This window comes from Nocardia barduliensis, assembly GCF_013315795.1.
In the GTDB taxonomy this organism is placed as follows: Bacteria; Actinomycetota; Actinomycetes; order Mycobacteriales; family Mycobacteriaceae; genus Nocardia; species Nocardia barduliensis.
The window spans coordinates 1-20887 of sequence record NZ_JABLTE010000118.1 but is presented as its reverse complement, the minus strand read 5'-3'; the positions used below and the strand labels follow the sequence as shown (position 1 = coordinate 20887).

Sequence of the window (20887 nt, the reverse complement as noted above, 5' to 3'; positions counted from 1 at the left end):
GTATCGGGGTCGGTGCAGTCGGCGTGCAGGTAGGGCGGGGCGTAGTCGGGTGCCGAACCGGGGCGGCGCGGGGTGGCGTAGTCGCAGGCGTAGCGAGGGTAGATACTGGCCAGCGCCCACACACCGCCGTCGTGGAACGCCGAGGCGACGGCGTCGAGTGCCGACCCCGCGCGCTGCCGAGGGAAGAAGAACTCCTCGAGCGCGGGGATGCGCGTGTAGGCGACCTGGGAGACGGTGACCAGATTGCCCAGTAGCTGGACCATGGTCGGGGAGTTCTGCGCGAGGATGGCATCGAGGGTGGACAGCATCGGCGGTGTCCGCGCGAGGAGTTGTTCGTAACCGCCGGTCATCGCGGACACCCCGCCGAGGCTGACGGCCAGATTCGCCGCGGTGGACTCGAGGGCGGTGCGCCCGTCGTGCAGGGTCGCCAGCACGACTCTGCTGTTGCGCAGCAAATTCACCGTCTGCGGCAGGATCGCGTCCAGGGTGGCGACGAGGAAGGTGCCGCCGTCGATGATCGCGGCCAGCTTGTCGGGGCCTGCCGGGCCGACACCGAGTTCGCGGGATATCGCCGCGAGCTGGATCGGATCGAGTTGAGCCAGTGTGCCGCTGAGGCTTTCGAGCATCTCCGAGAGCGGGACCGGGGTCGAGGTGCGGTCGGCGGTGACGACGGCGCCGTCGGTGAGGTAGGGACCGTCGTCGCGGGTGGGCAGGAAGTCCAGGTACTGCTCACCGGCTGCGGACAGGGCTGCGGCCCGGACCTGACCGGATGCCGAGATGCGCACGTGCTCGGCGATGGCGGCGACGGCGATGACCTTCGCACCGGCGACATACACGGACTCGACGCGCCCGACCCGGACTCCGCGCAAGGTGACGTCCTGGCCGGGGAGCAGCCCGCCGGATCGCTCCAGTTCCACGCGCACGCGATACGGCTTGTCGAACGGATCGATCCGGAGCGTGCCCAGCCCGAGATACCCGCAGGCGCCTGCGAGGATCGCGAGCAGACCGGCCAGCGATATCGCGAGCCGGTGTCGGTGCGCGCGCCCGACCATGCCGACGAGCAGCCGGGCGGGTCCTTCCCATCTGCTGGGGTGCGAATTCGTAGTCATCGCGGCGTGCCTTCCAGCCGTGTGCCGAGGCGATCGAGCATGTGTCGCAAAGAGCCGACGAAGGCCGTCCAGTCCGTCTGGTCGGGCGGCCTGGCGCCCGGTGTGCCGGGGAATCCGGGGTCGGGAACGGCGCCGACGGCGAGCTGGGCGACGTCGACATCGACGTGGCCGTTCGGGCCGCTGATCATCTTGATGACAATCCCCAGCATGGTGTTCAGCTCGTCCAGATCGGCTTCCGGATTGACCGCCGCGGCGTTGAGACCCGCAGCCAGCCGGTTGATGTCGGCCATCATGCCGGTGTCGTCGGTGCCCTGGATGCTGGGGAACCGGGCGAGCTGGGCGGTGATCGTGTCGATGCGGTCGACGAATGTGAGCAATGCGTCGGTGTTCTCGGCCAGCACCTGCACGGCAGGTCCCGCCGCGGCGACGGCATCGGTCAGAGTGGCCTGCTGGGCGACCACGGTCGCGCTGAGATCGGCCGCGGAGCGGAGGACCTCGCCGATCCGGGCGGATCGAGCCGAGAGGATGCCGAGCAGGGTCCGGGTCCGGTCGAGCAGCGCGGCGAGTCGCTCGCCGCGGCCTCCGACGTGTTCGCCGAGCGCGGAAATCACCGCGGTGAGGTGCTCGATGGTGCCGCCGCTGACCAGAAGCGATGCACGGGTGAGCAATTCCTCGATCGTGCTGGCGGCCGAGGTCGACTCCAGGGGGATCGCGTCGCCCTCGCCGAGGATCGCGGCTCCCGGCTCCACGGCCACGGGAGGTTTCATCGCGACGAAGACATCACCCATGGGAGTGGCAGATCTCAGTTGCGCCGTAGTGCCGGCGGGCAGGCGCACTGTCGAGGTGATGCGCAGGGTCACCACGGCGGTGTAGTCGCGGGCCGACATGGATTCGACCTGGCCGATGTCGGCGCCGTTGAGTTTCACCTTCGCCTTGGTCGGCAGGTTGAGGGCATTGCCGAATGTCGCGGTCAGGGTGAAGGTCTCGCCGCTCGATCCCGGTGCGGGCAGCGGCAGCCGATCCAGTCCGGTGGCGCATCCGGTAACCGACAGCGCGAGTACGGTGGCGGTCGCGACGAGGTGCAGCAGGTGTTCAGGTCGTGTCATCGGACGTTCTTTTCCGCCAGGCCCGCCAGGATCGCGGTGATACCGAAGTCCGGTCCCATATCGCGCATGGTGCCGGTGGCGCAGCCGAGATTGTGGAGCTGCAGCAGATTACAGATCTCTTTGACCATTTGGCCGTCGAGCAGCAGCCGGTTGATGTCGACCGCGGCGCGCAACGCGCCGACGTTGTGATCGATGGCGTTGTAGGCGTTGTCGGTGACCAAGGGGAATACGTCGAGGAATTCGGCGAGGTTGTAGTCGTAGGCGGCCAGGGAGGTCGACACGGTGTTCGCGTCGGTCGTCAAGGCGGCGATGCTGTCTCGGTGGCGGATCAGCAGGTCGGCTACCTGGGTGATGATCCGGTTCAGGGCGGCCCCGGTGGTGCCGGCGCCGAGCTGTTGATCGGCCAGGAAATCGCTGAGTCGCGCGACGGCGGAACCGAATTCGCGCAGCGTCCGGTCGTTGCGTGCGGCGGTCGCGGTCAGGGAGTCGAGGTTGGTGACCACGGTGGTGATCGCGTCGCGGGTGGCGGCGCCGTGGTCGGGGCCGAGTCGCAGCGCGCGGGCCAGCTCTCCGAGGGCGGCTCGCATGTCGGCGCCGTTGCCGCTGGTCGCCGCGGCTCCCAGGTGCATGAGGTCGGCGACCGGGCCGTTGCCGTCGCCGTCGCCGCCCAGGGAGGTCGACAGTTTCTGCGCCATCGACAGGAGGGCGTCGAACTCGACCGGTGTCTTGGTTCGGCTGATGTCGAGGATCGCGTCGTCGGGCAGGGTGGGACCGCCACGGTAGACGGGTGTGAGTTCGATGTGGCGGTCGGTGAGGATGGAGTCGGAGATGGTGACGGCCTGCACATCGGCGGGCAGCGTGATCGTGTCATCGACGTCCATCCGGATCTCGACGTCGGTGCCGCGGGCGGTGATGCGCGTGATGCGACCGACGGGCATCCCGAGTACCGAGACGGCGTTGCCCTCGTAGAGGCCGTTGGCGTTGGCGAAGTGGGCGGTGATGGTGGCGGTGTCCGCGCCGGGGCCGTTCGAGCACCCGGTCAGGCCCGCGGCGCTCAGGGCGATCGCGGCCAGTTTGAGGGTGGAAGTCATCACGCTCATCGGCAGTCCTGCAGGTAGGGGTTGTGGCCGGCGGCGACTGCCGTGGCGCTCAACGCGCACATCCAGGAGTCCACGAAGGCGCCGTCGGGGGCGTTGGCGTTGAGTTCGGGACCGCTGCCGGTGGCGTTGGCGAACAGCCGCCACGGGACGGGCAGGATCTGCAGGATGTTGCGCAGCAGGTCGTCGTGGGCGGCGATCATGGCGGTCATGTCGTGTAAGTCGGTCAGGAGTTGGTCGATTTCGCCGTGCCCACCGACCACGATCGGTTCGAGCCGGTGGACCAGGGTGGTCGTCGCGTCCAGGAGTCGGCGCAGCGCGTCCTGCCGGGCGTTGATCTGCTGGAGCAGGGTGCGTCCCTGGCCGATCACCGCGGCCAGATCGGCTTGCTGCCGGTCGATGACCGTGCTGACCTGGCTGGTGCTGGTGAGCAGCGCGCCGATCTGGTCGCGGCGCTGGGCGATGACACCGGACAGGGATCGGACATCGGACAGGATGCCGGGGATCAGAGCCGGCACGCCGTGCAGTTCGCGCGACAGCGAGGCCATCGACTCGGCGATCCGGTCGGCGTCGATTCGGTCGAAGGTGGTGGTGGCGTCTTGCAGGGCGATCTCGAGGTCGTAGGGGACGCTGGTGTGCGACAGCGGAATTCGATTGCCGGGTAGTTCACCGGTGCCGGTGGAGCGCAACTCGATGTAGCGGGAGCCGAGCAGCGTGGTGAGTTTGATCGCGGCTCGGGTGTCGGCGCCGAGTGTGACGTCGTCGTTGTCGATGGCCATGGTGACCTCGACGTGGTCGCCGTTCAGCCGGGTGCTGGTCACCGTGCCCACGGGGATACCGGCCCAGGTGACGGCGTCTCCCGCGCCGATGCCTGCGGCTTGGGCGAAGTCGGCCCGGTAGGTGCGTGTCCCGAGGTGCAGGGAGTTGAGCACGACCAGGATGGTCAGCAGCACCGCCAGAGCGGCGACGGCGGTGACACCGATGCGCAGCGAGGTGTCCACGTCGGTCGCGTCGAAACCGGTGCTGCTCGGATGCCGGTGTCGGCGGAGGCGGAAGCGCAGTCGTTCGATCATGGGTTCACCTGCATATGGCGGAGTGCTGTGGGCGGCCGGTCGGGGAGGAGACGCCCAGGATCTGGGCGATCATCGGATCGACTCCGGGGACGAGGCTGAATCCGATGTCGCAGACATAGGCGTTGACGAAGGCGCCGCTGTCGGTGGCCCGGACCATGGCTTGCAGCAGCAGGGGAAGGTTGAAGCCCAGGTAGGCGAAACGGTCTCGACCCTGGACGAAATGGTGCGCGAAGCCGGGCTCGCGATGCACGAACTCCGTCAGCGCGGGGGAGGCGCCGTCGACGACGGCCGCGGCATCGGCGACGACGGTGGCGATCCGGTCGGTCTGCGCGATCAGGGTGTCGCGACGGGCGTCGAGGCCGTCGAGGAGTTTGCGGGTCTGGGTGAGGGTGGTCTGCAAACCGTCGCTTTGGCCGGCCAGTGTGGTCATGACAGCGGCGAGGTTGTCGATGAGGGTTCCCAGGATCTGGTCGGGGCCTGCGAAGGACTGCGCGAGCGTCGCGGTCTGGGTGATGAGGGCACCTAGCGCGCCGTCGTCACCTTGCAGAGCGCGGATCAGCGCGGAGGTCAGATCGTCGACCTCGCGGGGGTCGAGGGTGCTGAACAGGGGCTGGAATCCGTTGAGCAGTCCGGAGATGTCGAAGGAGGGCTGGGTGTGTTCGAGCGGGATTCGCGCGCCGGGCGCCATGGGCTCCGGGTCGCCGAAGTCCGCCAGGCTCAGTCCGAGGTAGCGCTGCCCGATCAGGTTCTGGTAAGTGACCGAGGCCAGGGTGTTGCCGTACACGGTCTGGTCGCGGTGCAGCCGGAACGTGACTTCGGCGTGCGGTCCGTGGATCTCGATGGTGTCGACGCGGCCGACCCGCACTCCGGCGACCCGGACGTCGTCACCGACGCGCAAGCCGGAGACGTCGGTGAACACCGCGGAGTAGGTGTCGGTGGCACCGGTGAGGTCGCGTTGCAGGGTCACGTGGACCATCCAGGTCGAGACCGCGGCCACCAGCAGGAACGCGGTCAAGCCGATGAGGTCGCGTGGCCGTTTCATCGAGGTACCTCTATTGCCGGGGGTGTGGGGGACAGCGGCGCGGTGCCGGGGCCTGTTGTCGTCGGTGGTGTCAGCCCGAAAAGGTCGGCGAGGCCGCCGGATTCGGGCGGCAGGCCGAAGTGCTGGGTCAGCCGGCGTCGTTGCTCGGGTCCGTTCACCGGCAGATCGAGGGTGCCGATCACGGGCGGGCCCGCGGTAGGGCCGTTGTCGCAACTCGGGCCGGCCAGTTCGCCGTAGCGGGGGCAGTCGGTGCGGGTGTATTGCTTGTGCGGGGTGAGTTCGACGATGACCTTGGCGGTGCCGCTCTGGTTCTCGGCGTTCCAGAAGTCGTGGGTGAACACGCGGGCGACACGGGTCTGGGACGTTGTCATCTGCACGAAGTTGTCGCTGCCCGCGGCCAGGATCCGCAGCACCGGGCCCATCCGTCCGGTGAGGCCGAGCAGGGTGTCGCCGCGATTGGTCAGCGCTGTGCCGAGGCTTCCGGTGGTCGCGATGCCACCGGTCAGCAGCGCGGCCAGCTGCGCGCGCTGTTCGGCCATACTGCGCATCGGCGCGACCGCCTCGTGCAGGGCGGTGAGCAGATCGGGTGCGGACTGCTGCAATCCGGCGACGGCCTCCGACAGCCCGGTGAGCAGCGCCGGTTCACCGGGGGAGGTGGCTTCGGCGGTGTAGGTGCGCACGAGGCGCTCGAGCTGGGTGGCCGCTGCCAGCGCGTCCGCCCCTCGGCCGCGAGTGGCGCGCTCGAGGGTTTCCAAAATTCCGAGGGTGGGGTCGGAGCCGGGGCGCCCGACGGCGGCCGCGATGTGGCTGAGTGCGGTGAGCGAGGTCTGCAGTTGCACGCCGGCGCGGCTGTGGTCTTCCGGGATCCGCGCACCGTGCGCCAGCGCGGCGGCGGGGCCGTTGTCGATGAGCTGGATCGAGGGGACGGCGAAGACGTTGCTGGGTACGACGCGCGCGGTCACGGTGGCCGGGATCCCGGCGGCATGCTCGGCCATCAGATCGATGCGCACCGTGTTGGTTCGGCCGCCGGCCGCGGGCACCACCTCCCGCACGCTGCCGACCAGCACACCGCGGTATTTGACGTCGGACTTCCGCGGCAGCCCGTCGCCGACATCGACCAGGACCGCGCTCACTTCGACCGTTCGCGTGAACGCCCCCTCGGATCGCGCGATCATCGCCACGGCGGTGGCTGTGACGACGGCCAGGACGGCCAGGCCGCGCACGAACAGGCCCGGGTTGGACAGGTGCCGGTCATCGGATTCGAAAACGATCGCCATCGCGCTACCCGCTTATCCTCGATCCGGAGTCGAAACCCCAAAGCGCCAACGTCATCAGCAGGTTCACCGTGATCATCACGGTGATGCTCGCGCGCATCGCCCGTCCGGCCGCGATGCCGACTCCCTGCGGACCGCCGCGCGCGTAGTAGCCGTAGTAGCACTGGATGGTGGTGGTCACGATGACGAAGACGACCGCTTTGAGCAGGGAGTAGGCGATGTCGGCGCCGCTGAGCACCAGGTCGAAATAGTGGTCGTAGGTGCCGAAGGATTGGCCGCCGACGACTCCGACGAACAACTTCACGGCGAGGTAGTCCGCGGCAAGCCCGGCCAGGAACAGCGGGACCATCGCCACCACGGAGGCGAGCAGCCGGGTCGAGACGAGGAACGGGACCGGACGGATCGCGATCGAGTCCAGGGCGTCGATCTCCTCGGCGATCCGCATCGCGCCCAGCTGTGCGGTGAACCGGCAGCCCGCCTGCGCGGCGAAGGCGATGGAGGCCATGATCGGGGCCAGCTCGCGGGTCGCGGCGGTGGCCGCGATCATCCCGGTGGCGGGCTGCATACCGAGCAGTTTCAGCGCGTTGAAGCCCTCGATGCCGACGATGCCCCCGGCGGCGGCTCCGAGGATGATCATCACCCCCGCGGTGCCACCGCCGACGATGAGCGAGCCGTTGCCCCAGGTCACATCCGAGAGGATGCGCATGGATTCCCGGCGGTAGTGGCGCACGGCCAGCGGGATCGCGACCACGGCGCGCACGAAGAAGGTGAACATGTGCCCGAGCCGGATGACCCCGTAGCACGGTGGTCGCGCCACCGCGATCACCGTGCGGACGCCGGGCGGGCGATAGGTGGTGGCCATTACAGCGTCGTCCTCGGGAACAGCATGGTGTATATCTGGGTGAAGCCCAGGTTGACCACCATCAGCACGACGATGGAGGCCACCACGGCCGCATTCACCGAATCGGCGACCCCGCCCGGCCCGCCGCGGCTGCTGAGGCCCTTCTCGCAGGCGATGACCACTACGATCACCCCGAACACCGCACCCTTGACCATGGCCAGGTACAGATCCCCCGCCGTGGCGAAGGAGGAGAAGGTGGCCAGATAGCTTCCCGGGGTTCCGTCTTGGACGTAGACGTTGAACAGGTAACCGGCGAGGAATCCGACGAAGCAGCTGGTCCCGGTCAGGGCCATGGCGACCACGACACCGGCGGCGAGTCTGGGCACCACGAGCCGGCGTAGCACCGAGACGCCCATGACTTCCATAGCGTCGATCTCATCGCGGATCTTGCGGGAGCCCAGGTCCGCGCACAGCGCCGAACCCACCGCTGCCGCGAGCAGAATGGCGGTGACCAGTGGTGCCGATTGGCGGATGACGGCCAACCCGCTGGCGGCTCCGGCCAAAGCCGTGGCACCCACCTGCCCGGCCAGCAACCCGAACTGGATCGAGAGCGTGGCGCTGATCGGCAAGGCGACCGCCACGGTCGGCAGCAGCGAGGTCTTGACCATGAACGCCGCCTGTTGCAGGAACTCGTCGAAGGCGAACCGGCGTGCGGCGATATCGCTGACGAGATGGCGCAGTGCCTGCTGCCCGAGCGTGACCTGCCGGCCGACGGTCCGTAGCGCCGCGACCGGATGGCGGCGTGCGTAGCCCTTCGACCAGTTCTTGATCTCGGCGACCGCGGTGGGCGCGGCCGGATGTAGGTTCGGGGTCTCATCGAGAGTCACTGTGAGCCTCGCTTTTTCGGTGTTCGTCAGCGCGGCCGGGGTGCGGCGAGTTCTCGAAGCGAAGACAGGAACAATTCGTCCATGCGCGGACTGAGTTCGCTCAGAGTGGTTGCGCTGGCATGACTGGCGGAGCCGAAGACGCGTTCCAGCGCGTCGGCGGTGGTCGTGGTGCCGATGGACAGGCACAGGCAGGCCACACCGTCGGCGCGCAGTTCTTCCAGGGCTTTGTGGGCGTCGCTTTCGGCGTAGCGGCCCTCGTAGCCGTCGTCGTAGGGGTGGCCGTCCGACAGCACGACCAGCAATAGATTCGGCGTTCCTGCCTCGTTTTTCAGGATTTCGCCCGCTCCGCGGATGCCGGCGCCGAGCCGGGTGTAGTTCGCGGGTTGCAGTTGATTGAGCCGGGCCCGCCCGACCGCGCCGAAACGCTGGTCGAAGGTCTTGATCGCGGGCAGATGCACGGCGTGGCGGCCTTGGGAGCGGAAGGCGTAGACCGCGACGCGGTCGCCGAGTTCTTCGAGGGTGAGGGCCAAGGTGGCGGCCGCGCGTCGCTGGTGGTCGTGCACGGCGAGGCCCTCTGGATCGGTGTCGGTGGCCGAGCCGGAGGCGTCGAGCAGGATGAGGACACCCAGATTGCGTTCGAGTTTGCGGCGTTCCAGATAGATGTTCTCCGCGGGCGAATGTCCCGATCGCAGATCGACGACTAGATCGATCAGCGCTTCGATATCGAGCTCGTCTCCGTCGGGGCGGCTGCGCAGCACCCGGGGGCCCAGTCCGATGCGCGAGAGCCGTCGCCGCAGCACATCGTCGTGCGTGACCCCGGCGGCGGAGACGTCGGCGGCGACCGTCAACGGGAAGTCGATGACTCGGCACCAGTCGGGCCGATACCGCTGGGCGTGCACGTCCCATTCCGGATGCAGGGCGCCGCCCACTCCCAGTGTGCTGCCGGGCTTGCCGTCGTCGGTGAACTGGATTCGCGTGGGCAGCGGCTGTGCGGCGGCTCCCACCTCCCGCACCCGTCGAATCGCGCGAACTTGCATCTCCGCGCCCGCTGGTCCGTCTCCGGCGGAGCGGGAATTGCCGAACAACTTGCGCAACTGATCCGACAGCGCTCGCGAGTTGAACAGGGGATTCTCGAACAGCTTCAGTATCTTGCTGTCTCCGAGCTGTTCGTTGTCGCCGTCATCGTCGTCGCCCTCGGGCATGTCGATGGGGTCGAACTCCAAGCGCAGCTCCTTGTTCGTGAGGCGCCCACCCGGGTTCGTAGCGGAGGACAGCAAACGAGAAGGTTTGATCACTCCGAACCAGGCGGGTGGATCGGCCACCGACGCACGCCCGGTGGCTATCTCGAGCGACTCTTCCGCGGTGCGGGTGCTGGGCCGCTCGTGCGCACCGAAATTCGCTGCGAGGGGGAGCGTCTCACCGAGTGCGGCGAGAACGCGTCTACCTTCCAGCGCCAAGTAGCGCCGCGCTACCGAAGGACGCGCCCGTAGGGTGCGCACCAACCGCCGGTCCAGGCTTCCCGCTCCCAGCAGAGCGGCTTGGACCAGCACCTCCCGGCGCTGCTCAGAGTAGGAGCGGCCCGCCGAGACGAAAACGACCTGCCCGTTGGTGTGTGCGGCTTCGTCCCCCGGCGCTTCGGCGACCTCGACCGACCGGCCTGCGACGTAGGTCGCCAGGAGCCGGAACCGGTCGAGCCCCACATTCTCCGCGTTGCTCATGGCCGGGGCAGCACGGCGTCGACGAGTTCACCGAGGGCGCGCACGACATCCGGATCGTCGGACAACGTTCGCACGACGGCCGACTGCACAGCGCTGCGCAGGCTCAGTCCTTCGGCCACCAGACCACCGGCCAGGATCAGCAACCGGGTGGAAGCCACCTCGCGCAACGGAGACCCGTCCAGGCGGCGAATCGCGCGGCCGATCCGCACCAGCGCGCTCGCGGTGTCGGCACCGATCCCGGCCTCGTAGGCGACCACGTCGGTCTCGATGTCGACGGGAGGGAAGTCGAGTTCGATGGCCACGAAACGCTGACGGGTCGACTCCTTGAGACTCTTCAGGACGCTCTGGTAGCCGGGATTGTAGGAGATCACCAGCTGGAAACCCGGTGCCGCGCGCACTGTCGTGCCGAGGCGATCGATCGCGAGTTCGCGCCGGTGATCGGCGAGGGGATGGATCACCACGGTGGTGTCCTGGCGGGCTTCCACCACCTCGTCGAGGTAGAAGATGGCGCCTGTACGCACCGCGCGGGTCAGTGGCCCGTCCACCCAGACCGTCTCCCCGCCCTGGAGCAGAAATCGCCCCACCAGGTCGGCCGAGGTCATGTCCTCGTGTCCGGCGGCGGTGACGAGTTCGCGGCCGAGTTCGTGGGCCATGGCCTCCACGAAGCGGGTTTTCCCGCATCCGGTGGGACCTTTGAGCAGGACCGGGGAACCGCGCCGGGCCGCGGCGTGGAAGACCTCCACCTCGTCGGCGACCGCACGGTAGAACGGTGCCTCCAGATCCGCGAGGAGATCGGATGATTGGCTGATCGACATGTCAGTTTCCTCGCTCGAAGGGAACGATCTCCGGGAGTTTCTCGCCGTCGGGCAGCACGAGCTTGCCGTCGGGGTCGATGTAGCCGGTGTCGCGGCCGGGGATCGGCAGCACCGGATGGGGGCACAACCGGCCGGTGCCTTCACCGCAGATGCCCATGTCGAAGTAGGAGCGCTTCTGGATGTCCTCGGGCCAAGGGTCGGCGTTCATGGCGAACCACTGCGCGGGCAGGTTGTAGCAGACGAAGAAGAACATGCTGCACGCGGCGAATATTGCCAAGAAGCGCGTGCTCTGCTGGCGCACGAAACCGCCTCCGGTGCGTTCGAGCCCGCGTTCGACGAAGGTGCGGCCGCGGTCGTCGGTGAAGTACCGCAGCGCGCACAAACCGGCCTGGACGCCGCCCCACATGAGGCCTTCGTAGATCGGCCACTGGTAGTAGGTGCCTGCGTTGATCGACAGCGACTGGATGGCGCCGGGGTAGGTGAACAGACCCATCGGCATCAAGAACAGTCCTTCGATGACGAGGTCGAAGAAGAACGTCCAGACGATCAGGATGCCGATGAGCCCGTAGTTGTTGATATTCGGCCACTGCTTCTTGGCGCGCCGCATGATCCAGCAGCCCAAAATCGTGCACAGCAGCACGCCGTATGAGTAGCCTGCCGCGTTCATCAGCAACGGTTCGGCCATCATGGCGCCCGGTTCGGCGTAGGAGCGCCAGCCCGGGATCTCCGCCACCCAGGAGCCCCGGTTGAACATCCAGGTGTTGTAGGTGCTCCAAGTGTTGAAGTAGTTCAGCAGCGGGTCCTGGAAGAACAGCAGCCCGCAGGCCACCAGCAGCATGCCGTCCAGGGTGATCCGGCGCTCGCGCCGCCACGGCCGGACGATGAACCAATAGACGCCGATCGGCCAGCCCACCAGGATGACGGTCGTCCAAGTGATGAGGATCGTCTTCATCCAGGTCGGCGGGTCACTGGGGCCGGTGGGCACCCGCTCGAAGTGCGGTCCGGTGGCCCATCGCAGCCAGATGTAGACCTGGAACGCCAGGATCAGGCCGCCGATGATCGCCCAGACGACGACCGGTTTGCTCGTGGACTGCACCTTGGTGCCCAAATCGGCCGCATCGCCTAGGGATTGGGTGACAGTCGCTGTCTTCTTTCGCTCTGCTGGTGCGCTCATCGCGCTACCCCCTGAATCGTCGTAGTCCGATCGGAGCGAGGGCGGCCCGATCGGCAAGAGCCCTTGGTGGCCGCTCGGATGCAAATATACCCATGGGAATCTAGCTTTCGTAGTGGTTTCCAAGATTCGTGGCATACTCGCTGGTATGGCGGAGCGGTGGACCAGGGAGCGACGGCTCGAGCACACGCGCGGGCTCCTTTTGGATGCCGCACAGGAGGTGTTCGCCGAGAAAGGCTTCACCGCGGCCACGCTCGACGACATCGCCTATGCCGCCGGCTACACGAAAGGTGCGATCTACAAGCACTTTTCGACCAAGGAGGAGCTCTTCCTCGCGGTGAACGACTGGTACTGGCAGCGCTATTTCGACACCTTCACCGAGGTGCTGGCGGCCGCCTCGCAGGTGGGGGCGCACGAACTCGACCAGGTCGCGCAGCTGTGGCGCAGGCTCAGCGCCGACCGAGGCGCCGATCACGCCGCGCTGGGCATGGAATTCACGCTGTACCTGCTGCGCAATCCGGAGGCTCGGCAACGGGTCGCGGCGAAGCGTGAAGAAGTCGTCGAGTCGCTGGCGCGTTTCATCATCGAAGGGATGGAAAGGATCGGCGCCACCCTGTCGATCCCGCCGTTGACCTTCGCGCGAGTGCTGGTGCACACCACCGACTCGGTGGTGCTGGGCACCCAACTCGACGACGTCGACCTCTACCGGCCGGTGCTCGAGATGTACATGTCGGCGATCAAACTGCCCTGACCTCCCCTCCTGACGCAGGTCGGCGAACGCCGCTAGCGGCGTAGGGACCTGATCATGTCGAGCGCAATCTCTCCCGCTTCACGCCGCGCCATCCCATCGGACGTGTCGGCCATACTCCAGGCCAGTTCGGTGAGCAACCCGTAGATTGCGCGGACCGTGAGTTCGGTGGATCGGGGCTTGAAAACGTCGGCTCGGATCAGTTGGTCTACCAAGTCGCGGATCAGGCCGACCATGTACCGCTCGTCGAGTTCGCGCCATCGATCCCAGCCCAGCGCGAACGGCCCTTCCTGCAGCACGATGCGCTGATAGCTCGTGTCGGTGCATTCGTCCAGGAACACGTTCAGGGCATGTACAGCGGTGTCCCAGGTGTTGCCCGACGCACCGATCGCGCTCGTCAGACGTTCGGTCAGTTCCTGTTCGACCTGCTCGAACACGGCTTCGAACAGTCCTTGCTTGCCGCCGAAGTGGTGGTACACCGCGCCTCGCGTCAGGCGGGCGGCGCGAGCGATCTCGTCGGCGGAGAGTTCGGCGTACCGACGTTCGATGAACAGCCGACGGCCCGTCTCGATGAGGGCGGCCCGGGTGGCTTCGGCGTATTCAGCGCGGCGTCCCTTGACAGTCACGCCAACCAGACTACATTCACATACATCATGTATCTGAGATGTTAGGTGTATGCGAATGTCGAATCTGGCCGACGTCATCGTGGTTGGGGCCGGGGCGGCCGGGCTGACGGCGGCCCGCACGCTCGCGGCGGCCGGACGCGACGTCCTGGTGCTGGAGGCCCGGGAGCGAGTGGGCGGGCGAACCCTCAACGTCGAGGTGCCGGGCAGCGCCGCGTACGTGGAGGTCGGCGGCATGTGGGTCGGTCCGGGCCAGGACCGAGTGCTGGCGTTGCTGACCGAACTCGGGATTTCCACCTACCCCACGCACGATGAAGGTCTGAAGATCGGCGAGTTCGGCGGCCGAATAAGCCGCTACCAGGGCCGAATACCGAGACTCAACCCGCTCGTGCTCGCCGACATAGGCCTCACCCAACGGCGACTCGACCGCGCGGCACGACGGGTGCCACTGCAGGCACCGTGGACAGCGCCCCAGGCGAAGGCGCTCGACGGTCAGACGTTCGGAACATGGCTGCGCGAGCACTCGTACACCGCGACCGGGCGCGCGTTCTTCCGACTGGTCACCGAGGCGGTGTGGTGTGCCGAGCCCGACGAGATGTCGGCTCTGTGGGCGCAGTTCTACATCCATTCGGGCGGTGGCGTGGACTCGCTGATCAACACGAGCGGCGGTGCGCAGCAGGACCGGATCGTCGGCGGTGCCCAGCGGCTGTCCACCGCCATGGCCGCGGAGTTGGGTGAGCGCGTCATTCTCGGCGCTGCGGTGTCCGAGATCGAGTGGAGCGACAACGGCGTCCGGGTGCGAGATGGGAGCAGGCAGTGGCGGGCACGGCACGCGATCGTCGCGGTCCCGCCTCCGCTGCTGGCGCGTATGCAATTCACGCCGGGCCTGCCCGCCGAGCGCGCCCAGCTCCTGCAACGTCTGCCGATGGGCTGGACGATCAAGGTCAACGCGATCTACGACGAGCCGTTCTGGCGCACGCACGGTCTGGCCGGGCAGGCCAACAGCGATCGACGTGCGCTCGGCACGGTCTTCGATGCCAGTCCGCCGGACGCCGAACCCGCGGTCCTGGTCGGCTTCCTGGAAGCCACTCATGCCCAGACCGCGGCGCGCCTTTCACCGAAGCAGCGCCGCGATGTGGTTCTCGACGACCTCGCAGCGTACTTCGGCCCCAAAGCGCGAAATCCGGTCCACTACATCGAACAGGACTGGGCCACCGAAACCTACAGTCGTGGCTGCTACGGAGCTTTCGCTACCCCGTCGACATTGACACGCTTCGGGTCTCAGTTGCGCCGGCCGACCGGCCCGCTGCACTGGGCCGGCACCGAAACGGCGACCCGCTGGGCCGGATACATCGACGGCGCGGTCGAATCCGGGCAACGCGCCGCTCGCGAAATCCTCGCTACCGCCGCCCCGTGAGCGCCGCTCCACCGATCGAGCGGCCGCAGCGCATCCACCGATGAGTTCTCGATTCCCAGACCCACTCCGCGGAAGGATCACGAGATGCTGTTTTGCGCCTGCGGTCGTAGGCCGACGGGCCACAAGGTGTTGTCGGCGCTGAGCGATACTGCCGGCCTACTCCACATAGGCTGCCGCGCGCTCGACCAGCCACTTCTCGAACTGCTCCACGGTGGGGAGTTCCCCGGGAGGTCCGCCTGCGGCGGTCGGCAGTGCGCACGGTTGAGCAGCTGCGTGCCGTGAGGTGCGAGAGTCGGAATGGAATGCGTTCACCAGGTCGCCGGCGGGAGTGAGCACGAGGACGGGGTATGTTCCACGCCGATTGCTCACATAGCTGTCGATGTGCGTCAACGGCCACCCCTGAACGTACAACGGCGGCAGGTAGGCCGCCTGACGTCGGCTTCTTTCGGCTCCCCGGGAGTCGCGTTATCCCTTCGACGTGACCGTCCATATCGCCAGCTCGGCTTCGTGAGTCGGCGTCCCGTCCCACGGATGGTTCCGGAAGTCCTCATCGATGAGGTAATCCAGATACTTCGCTCCGGCATACCCCCAATTGGTCACTGCCAGCACGTCCGTCCTCTGCCCGAGCTCGCTCTCTTTCCACAGATGTGCGATGTCGGTGGCGATAGGGCGTAGATCATCCGGTGCTGCCGCCGTGGGTACGCGGAGGGTGACGAGAAACATGAGTTCATCCGGGCGGTTGGATCTTTCGACCACGTCCACGGAAGTGAGACATGCCCTCACCGGAAGGCGCGTCGCTGTCAGGGCGGTCTTCAACTCCTTGGTAACCAGGGGATCAACAGTGGGGGCTGGGCAGGCTGCCGGCACGGCTGTCGTCGAGGTCGCCGTCGAGCTCGTCGCTCCACTCGGCTCCGCCACCGAATCCACCGAACTGCCGGAACCGCAACCCGCCAGCACTGCGACACCAGCGACGGCGACCAACAGCCTCGATCCGACCCGAAGCACCGACCCCACCATGTTCACTCCCACTCACGTTCGACGCAGCCGACCAGCCCCCTCGACGCCTCTCAGGCGGAAACAACAAGGACTCCCGGTACGACCGAGGTTTCCATACTCGGAGAGTCCCTGCGCGAGTGACGCTTGCCTGTGCTGGCAAAGCGCAGTGTCCGAAGAGTGCAGCCGAGGCAGGTCGGCATCCGGCAGAAGCAAAAGCCTCGATCTGGAGGAGCGTGTATCCGCCGCCGAAAGGGCACGCTTGCGCCGGCCGAGATCGCCTGGCGAGACTAAGTCCCATGCCAGCGAGTGAAGGGTCTGTTGGGGAGTACCGGCTGATGCGTCAGGGTGGTGGTCGGTGTGGCTTCGCGCATGTCCGGGTGGTTCTCGCTCGCGCCGATCCAGCTCGCGGTTCCGCTGTCGTTTGGGCGGTCGATCCAGCCGACACGACGTCCGCGCAGCCAGAGCTGGACGGGGAAGAGGTAGCCGCGGCGCTCGGGGGAGCAGCTGATGCTGTAGACGCACTCGGCCGGCTCGGTATCGACGCGTCCGACTGGACGGTGCGGTTGATGTGGGCTGGGATGAGTTTGGTAGATACCGAGCCGACGGCCATGCGGGCGGCGGCCTGCGCTGCCACCGCAGCCGCTTTCGGTGCGGCCGAACAGTTCCAGGTGACATACGACAACGGTTGGCGCTGCCATCCCTCGACCTGACGGGCCGCCGCAGGGCCGGGCAGGGCGACCACACCGCCAGGACCCACCACCGGGCGGGGCGGGCGTTTGCCGAGGCGAAACCTGTCAAATCGCAGAGTATGTCGAACGGTCTCACAGCAGTTCATCATCGGCGAGCGGACATACGCGGAATCGATACATTTTATCGGGAAGCGGGCCCTGCGGATGCCCCTGTCCTGTTGTTACCGCATGGCTATCCAGGTTCGTCCTACGTGTATCGTGGCCTCCTGGCCACATTGGGTGTCCGGTGGCGACTGATAGCTCCAGATCTCCCCGGATTCGGCTACAGCGCGACCCCGACTCCGGAAGAATTCGATTACACCTTCGATGCGTACGCCGAGTTCCTGCAAGCGTTCGTGGACGAGTTGGCACTGACGCAATATGTTCTCTGGCTGCATGATTACGGCTCTCAGTTCGGCTTCCGGCTCGCTGTGGCCGCGCCTGATCGAGTCAGGGGATTGATCATCCAGAACGGTGATATCTACGCGGATGCTTTCGGTCCCAAATATGACTTCTTGAAACAGCTGTGGAACAATCCTGGTCCTATATCGCGGCATCGCTTGGCTCAGCACGTCAGCCTGGAAGGATTTCGCAGCGAGTTCCTGGGCGAATTGCCCGACGCGATGGCCGCGCGGATCAGCCCCGACCTCTGGACTTTGCACTGGAATTTGATGTGCACACCGCAACGCATGGCGAATCTGATCCGGCTGCTGGAGGATCAGCCGTCGACTTTGGATTGGTTTCCGAAGGAACAGCAGTACCTGCGCGAGCAGGCGCCACCCGCTCTCATCGTGTGGGGTGTCCACGACGGGTACATGCCCGAGCAGTCGGCCCGCGCGTACACGCGCGATCTCCCACATGCTCCTTTGCATCTGTTCGACGGTGGACATTGGCTGCTGGAAACCCATCTGGCCGAGGTCGTCCCGTTGGCAGACGAGTTCCTGGCACAGGTCCATGGCGACGTTCGACGGCGTCTCGGATGAGTTCCGAGGTCCGGTTTCCGCCGCGCCGGCGTGGGTAGTTCCGCTGGACGCGCGAAGTTCGCGTGGGTTCTGACCTCGGCCGTGGGAGACGATGCGGATGTCGAGTTCGTCGACAGCAGTTGCGGGTACGCCCAGGCCGGGTCGCGGGAGTTCCGCTCGGATCCGGTTGGAGGAACAATGACTCATTCGCTGATGAAGGTTGTCGCCACGGCGGCGCTGGCCTGCGGCCCGGTCTCGGTCGGCACAGGCGCGGCTGTCGCTGTTCCGCAGCTTCCGCTGCCGCCGATGGGCGGTGGATCGGGAATCGTGATCGATGACGACGCCGAATGCACGCTGACCACTATCGGCCACGACGCGAACGGCCGGTTGGTAGGTCTGACGGCGGGCCATTGCGGCGAACCCGGAGCGCGCGTCACGTCCCTCACCTATCCCAGCTACGGGGTGCTGGGGCGCTTCGTCCACGCCGATCACGAACTGGACTACGCGATCATCGAATTCGATCCCGCGCGGGTGGTTCCCGCCCGGGAGGTCGGCGGGTTCCGCATCGACGGGCTCGGCGCTCCCGCGCAGTTCCCCGACGTCGTCTGTAAGAAGGGCCGGACTACCGGTCAGACCTGCGGTGTCGCCTGGGGTGACATGATGGGCGACAGCAGGGACACCTGGACCCAGATGTGTGTGCTCAAAGGCGATTCCGGCGCGCCGGTGGTGATCGGTTCCACCCTGGTCGGAATGGTCAACGCCTACCTGGGCATGGGATGTCTCGGGCCTGAGGTAGGAACCGACATCAACGCCGTCCTCGCCGACATCGACTCCCGCAACGACATCGGCGCCGGATTCCGTCCCATCTGATCCTGACGAACGTGCGCTGAGGCGCGAAACACGGGACTGCCGAGGTGACGGCCTCGTCGAAGGTGGCTGTCAGCGGCTGGGTACGGGGCCGAGGGGTTCGCGAATGTTACAGTGATTTCTCTAACGCAACTACGTGGTAACAACGGCTGCCGGTGACCCGACAAACCGTCCATGACTCTCAATCGCCCGCCGCTGCAACAGTTTTCGGCTCGCGCCGGTGTCATCGCAGCGGTGACCGCCGCCGGGATGGTCGGCCTCGCGGCGCCATCTACCGCCATTCCGCAAGACCCGGGCTTTCCGTTCTCGCCGACCCTGACGCGCCTGGTTCCGACCAGCTGCTCCGCGATCATCGACGCGGTCACCGTGCGGCAGGAGAAGCCTGGCACGTTCGGCGTGCGGGTGAACGTCACCCAGACCGGGGAAAGCTGCTCGGACTGGAAGGTCGCCGTTCGCTTCAAGAACCTGGATTCCGGGTATGCGGACGGGCAGCAGCACCGCGTCGTGAACGGTGTCGTCCAGAACACGGTGGACGGCGTGATCGTCGGTTTCGGCACGGCGCCGGGCGTCGGCCGGGTGGAGGCTCGCATCGTCGCGCTGGACGTGAACGACAGGGAGATGGAGCAGATCTCGGGTACGGCGACGTTCACACTGAGCTGAGCGCGGGGCGGTCACGGTCAGCAGCGTTCGAAGCCGAGCCCCGCACCGCGGGGCCCGGACATTCTCGCTACTTCGTGGTGTCGATGATGTCGCCGACGAGGCTCCATCGGTCACCGGTCAAGCGCTGGATTTGCAGTGCCTCGATGGGGAATGCATCGCCGTTGCCGGTCTTCAGCGAAACTCCCGGCAGCAGAAGGTCGATCGGCACATTGTCCAGGTTGCGCATGGCATCGCGCAGACCTTCCCGGGTGGGGCACTTCGTCGCGGCCAAGGTTTTGGCGAAACTGTCCGCGCTCGCCCAGCCGATGATCGCATAGCCGCTGGTCGATTCGATGCCCTGGCCGTAGCGGGCGAGCTTGTCCTTGTACTCCCGCATCGCCGGGTCGGAGTCGCGGGCCGGGTCGGCGGGGTCCTTGGTGTAGGCGGCCGAGACGACACCCTGGATGTTCTCCAGACCGACCGGCGCGAGCGTGGTCACCGAGTTCGAGACGGTGGTGATGATGTGCAGCGGGTTCCATTCGGTGGCGCGCGCGTCGGCGGCGAGGGTCTGCGCGGCGAACTTCGGGGTCGAGAAGTTCAGCAGCACATCGGCTTTCGACCCGGCGAGGGTGCGCACCTGCGGCTCAACGGTCGGGTCGGTGGTCTCGTAGCTCTGCTCGGCCACGATCCGCACTCCGCTGCCCGCCACCGCCGCGCGGAAGCTGTCGAGCAGGTCCTTGCCGAAGTCGTCGTTCTGATAGAGCACCGCCACGGTCGCGTCGGGCCGTTCCTGGCGGACATATCTGGCGAACGCGCGTCCTTCGGACCGGTAGCTGGGCTGCCAGCCGATTGTCCACGGATGGGCGGGGTCGGCGCCCCACTTCGTGGCGCCACCCGCGACGAACACTTGCGGGACCTTGCGCTGGTTCAGATAGTCCCACACAGCGGAGGAGGTAGCCGTGCCGAGGGTTTGGAAGATCGCGAACACTTGGTCCTGCTCGACCAGTCGGCGGATTTCCTCCACGGTCTTGGGCGGCTGGTAACTGTCGTCGCGAAGGAGGTATTCCACCTTGCGACCGTTGATGCCACCCTTCTCGGCATTGAGGTAGTCGAAGTAGGCGCGTACGCCCTTGCCCGCGTCGCCGTAGGCCGAGGCAGGTCCCGACAGGGGGTACACACCGCCTAGTTTGACGCTGGTGTCGGTGATACCGACAGTTTGTTGTCCCTGGCAATCGCCCTCTGCCGTGGTCGCGGTGTCACCGCGACCGCCGCAGGCAGTGAGCGCGAGCATCGCCGCCGCGGCCACGCCGGCTATCCAAAATGCTCTGGTTCCCATCATTTTTCGCCTTTCCGAACGAGCATGGGGATGGTTTGGCGGGTGAGGCGGCCGGCGAGTCCGGCCAATCCGGTCGGTGCGATGTACATCAGGGCGATGACGGTGATGCCGAAGATCACCCCGGGTGCGGCGTCGTTGACGTCCTGGGCCAGACTCGGCACGTACATCACGAACGCGGCGCCGATCACCGCGCCCCACAGCGACCCCAGACCGCCCACGACGATGCCCGCCAGCAGGGTGATCGACAGGGCCACGGTGAACGAATCCGGCGAGACATAGGCGATCACCCAGGTGTAGACGCACCCGGCGATCCCGGCCAGCATGGCGCTCCAGGCGAAGGCGAGGGTCTTGTAGTAGGCCAGGCGTACACCCATCATCTCGGCGACGATCTCGTTGTCGCGGATCGCCCGCAGCCCCCGCCCCACGCGCGACCGCAAC

General features: G+C 66.9%; 21 protein-coding genes. 6 read left to right on the top strand and 15 right to left on the bottom strand.

All coding sequences use genetic code 11. From position 1 onward, the window contains the following. From HOV91_RS32950 to HOV91_RS32900, 11 genes are all read right to left on the bottom strand, one after another. The coding region (locus HOV91_RS32950) for an MlaD family protein (protein ID WP_174189165.1) at positions 1-1109 on the bottom strand (1109 nt) is incomplete at its 3' end. Next, on the bottom strand, positions 1106-2215 hold the full coding sequence (locus HOV91_RS32945) for an MlaD family protein (protein WP_174189164.1): 1110 nt from the start codon (positions 2213-2215) through the stop codon (positions 1106-1108). The genes HOV91_RS32950 and HOV91_RS32945, both read right to left, overlap by 4 nt. Next, the gene (locus HOV91_RS32940; RefSeq protein WP_246351296.1) at positions 2212-3315 is read right to left on the bottom strand and encodes an MCE family protein; all 1104 of its coding nucleotides are present in this window, start codon (positions 3313-3315) and stop codon (positions 2212-2214) included. The genes HOV91_RS32945 and HOV91_RS32940 overlap by 4 nt, the downstream gene beginning before the upstream one ends. Further along, complete coding sequence (locus tag HOV91_RS32935; RefSeq protein ID WP_174189163.1) at positions 3312-4385, bottom strand: MCE family protein; 1074 nt, start codon at positions 4383-4385, stop codon at positions 3312-3314. The genes HOV91_RS32940 and HOV91_RS32935 overlap by 4 nt, the downstream gene beginning before the upstream one ends. Before the next feature lie 4 nt (positions 4386-4389). Continuing rightward, a complete protein-coding gene (locus HOV91_RS32930) occupies positions 4390-5427 on the bottom strand; it encodes an MCE family protein (protein ID WP_174189162.1) in 1038 nt (345 codons plus the stop codon). After that, the gene (locus HOV91_RS32925) at positions 5424-6704 is read right to left on the bottom strand and encodes an MlaD family protein (protein ID WP_174189161.1); all 1281 of its coding nucleotides are present in this window, start codon (positions 6702-6704) and stop codon (positions 5424-5426) included. Before HOV91_RS32925 ends, HOV91_RS32930 begins: the two co-directional genes overlap by 4 nt. Positions 6705-6708: 4 nt before the next feature. Continuing rightward, positions 6709-7563 carry an ABC transporter permease gene (locus HOV91_RS32920; protein ID WP_174189160.1) on the bottom strand — a complete coding sequence of 285 codons (855 nt, stop codon included), beginning with the start codon at positions 7561-7563 and terminating at the stop codon, positions 6709-6711. Then, positions 7563-8429 carry an MlaE family ABC transporter permease gene (locus HOV91_RS32915; RefSeq protein WP_174189159.1) on the bottom strand — a complete coding sequence of 289 codons (867 nt, stop codon included), beginning with the start codon at positions 8427-8429 and terminating at the stop codon, positions 7563-7565. The genes HOV91_RS32920 and HOV91_RS32915 overlap by 1 nt, the downstream gene beginning before the upstream one ends. A 26-nt stretch (positions 8430-8455) precedes the next feature. Beyond that, positions 8456-10147 carry a nitric oxide reductase activation protein NorD gene (locus HOV91_RS32910; RefSeq protein WP_174189158.1) on the bottom strand — a complete coding sequence of 564 codons (1692 nt, stop codon included), beginning with the start codon at positions 10145-10147 and terminating at the stop codon, positions 8456-8458. Then, on the bottom strand, positions 10144-10962 hold the full coding sequence (locus HOV91_RS32905; protein ID WP_174189157.1) for a CbbQ/NirQ/NorQ/GpvN family protein: 819 nt from the start codon (positions 10960-10962) through the stop codon (positions 10144-10146). Before HOV91_RS32905 ends, HOV91_RS32910 begins: the two co-directional genes overlap by 4 nt. 1 nt (position 10963) lies before the next feature. Next, on the bottom strand, positions 10964-12136 hold the full coding sequence (locus HOV91_RS32900; RefSeq protein WP_174189156.1) for a spirocyclase AveC family protein: 1173 nt from the start codon (positions 12134-12136) through the stop codon (positions 10964-10966). Positions 12137-12281: 145 nt separating this feature from the next. On the opposite strand from HOV91_RS32900, the gene HOV91_RS32895 reads away from it, so the two are divergent. Continuing rightward, the gene (locus HOV91_RS32895) at positions 12282-12884 is read left to right on the top strand and encodes a TetR/AcrR family transcriptional regulator (protein WP_174189155.1); all 603 of its coding nucleotides are present in this window, start codon (positions 12282-12284) and stop codon (positions 12882-12884) included. Positions 12885-12916: 32 nt separating this feature from the next. Here HOV91_RS32895 and HOV91_RS32890 read toward each other — a convergent pair whose 3' ends face one another. After that, positions 12917-13507: a TetR/AcrR family transcriptional regulator gene (locus HOV91_RS32890; protein ID WP_174189154.1), complete on the bottom strand. Its 591-nt coding sequence runs from the start codon at positions 13505-13507 to the stop codon at positions 12917-12919. Positions 13508-13562: 55 nt separating this feature from the next. On the opposite strand from HOV91_RS32890, the gene HOV91_RS32885 reads away from it, so the two are divergent. Next, positions 13563-14921 carry a flavin monoamine oxidase family protein gene (locus HOV91_RS32885; RefSeq protein WP_174189153.1) on the top strand — a complete coding sequence of 453 codons (1359 nt, stop codon included), beginning with the start codon at positions 13563-13565 and terminating at the stop codon, positions 14919-14921. Between the two features lie 465 nt (positions 14922-15386). Here the strand turns inward: HOV91_RS32885 and HOV91_RS32880 are convergent, their stop codons facing one another. Beyond that, positions 15387-15938 carry a hypothetical protein gene (locus tag HOV91_RS32880; protein ID WP_174189152.1) on the bottom strand — a complete coding sequence of 184 codons (552 nt, stop codon included), beginning with the start codon at positions 15936-15938 and terminating at the stop codon, positions 15387-15389. A 557-nt stretch (positions 15939-16495) separates the two neighbouring features. Here HOV91_RS32880 and HOV91_RS40655 point away from each other — a divergent pair. The 4 genes from HOV91_RS40655 (at position 16496) to HOV91_RS32865 (ending at position 19134) form a co-directional block, all read left to right on the top strand. Then, the gene (locus HOV91_RS40655; RefSeq protein ID WP_281371054.1) at positions 16496-16627 is read left to right on the top strand and encodes a hypothetical protein; all 132 of its coding nucleotides are present in this window, start codon (positions 16496-16498) and stop codon (positions 16625-16627) included. A gap of 230 nt (positions 16628-16857) precedes the next feature. Continuing rightward, positions 16858-17628 (top strand): alpha/beta fold hydrolase, encoded by a 771-nt coding sequence (locus HOV91_RS32875; RefSeq protein WP_438822715.1) that lies wholly within the window; start codon positions 16858-16860, stop codon positions 17626-17628. Between the two features lie 177 nt (positions 17629-17805). Then, positions 17806-18477, top strand: coding sequence for a chymotrypsin family serine protease (locus HOV91_RS32870; protein WP_246351292.1), 672 nt, complete (start codon positions 17806-17808; stop codon positions 18475-18477). Between the two features lie 171 nt (positions 18478-18648). Next, positions 18649-19134 (top strand): hypothetical protein, encoded by a 486-nt coding sequence (locus tag HOV91_RS32865; RefSeq protein ID WP_246351290.1) that lies wholly within the window; start codon positions 18649-18651, stop codon positions 19132-19134. A gap of 67 nt (positions 19135-19201) precedes the next feature. Here the strand turns inward: HOV91_RS32865 and HOV91_RS32860 are convergent, their stop codons facing one another. Together HOV91_RS32860 and HOV91_RS32855 are read right to left on the bottom strand one after the other, a co-directional pair. Next, positions 19202-20452 carry an ABC transporter substrate-binding protein gene (locus HOV91_RS32860; protein ID WP_246351288.1) on the bottom strand — a complete coding sequence of 417 codons (1251 nt, stop codon included), beginning with the start codon at positions 20450-20452 and terminating at the stop codon, positions 19202-19204. Further along, positions 20449-20887: branched-chain amino acid ABC transporter permease (locus HOV91_RS32855; RefSeq protein WP_174189151.1), on the bottom strand; the 439-nt coding region annotated here is incomplete at its 5' end. The genes HOV91_RS32860 and HOV91_RS32855, both read right to left, overlap by 4 nt.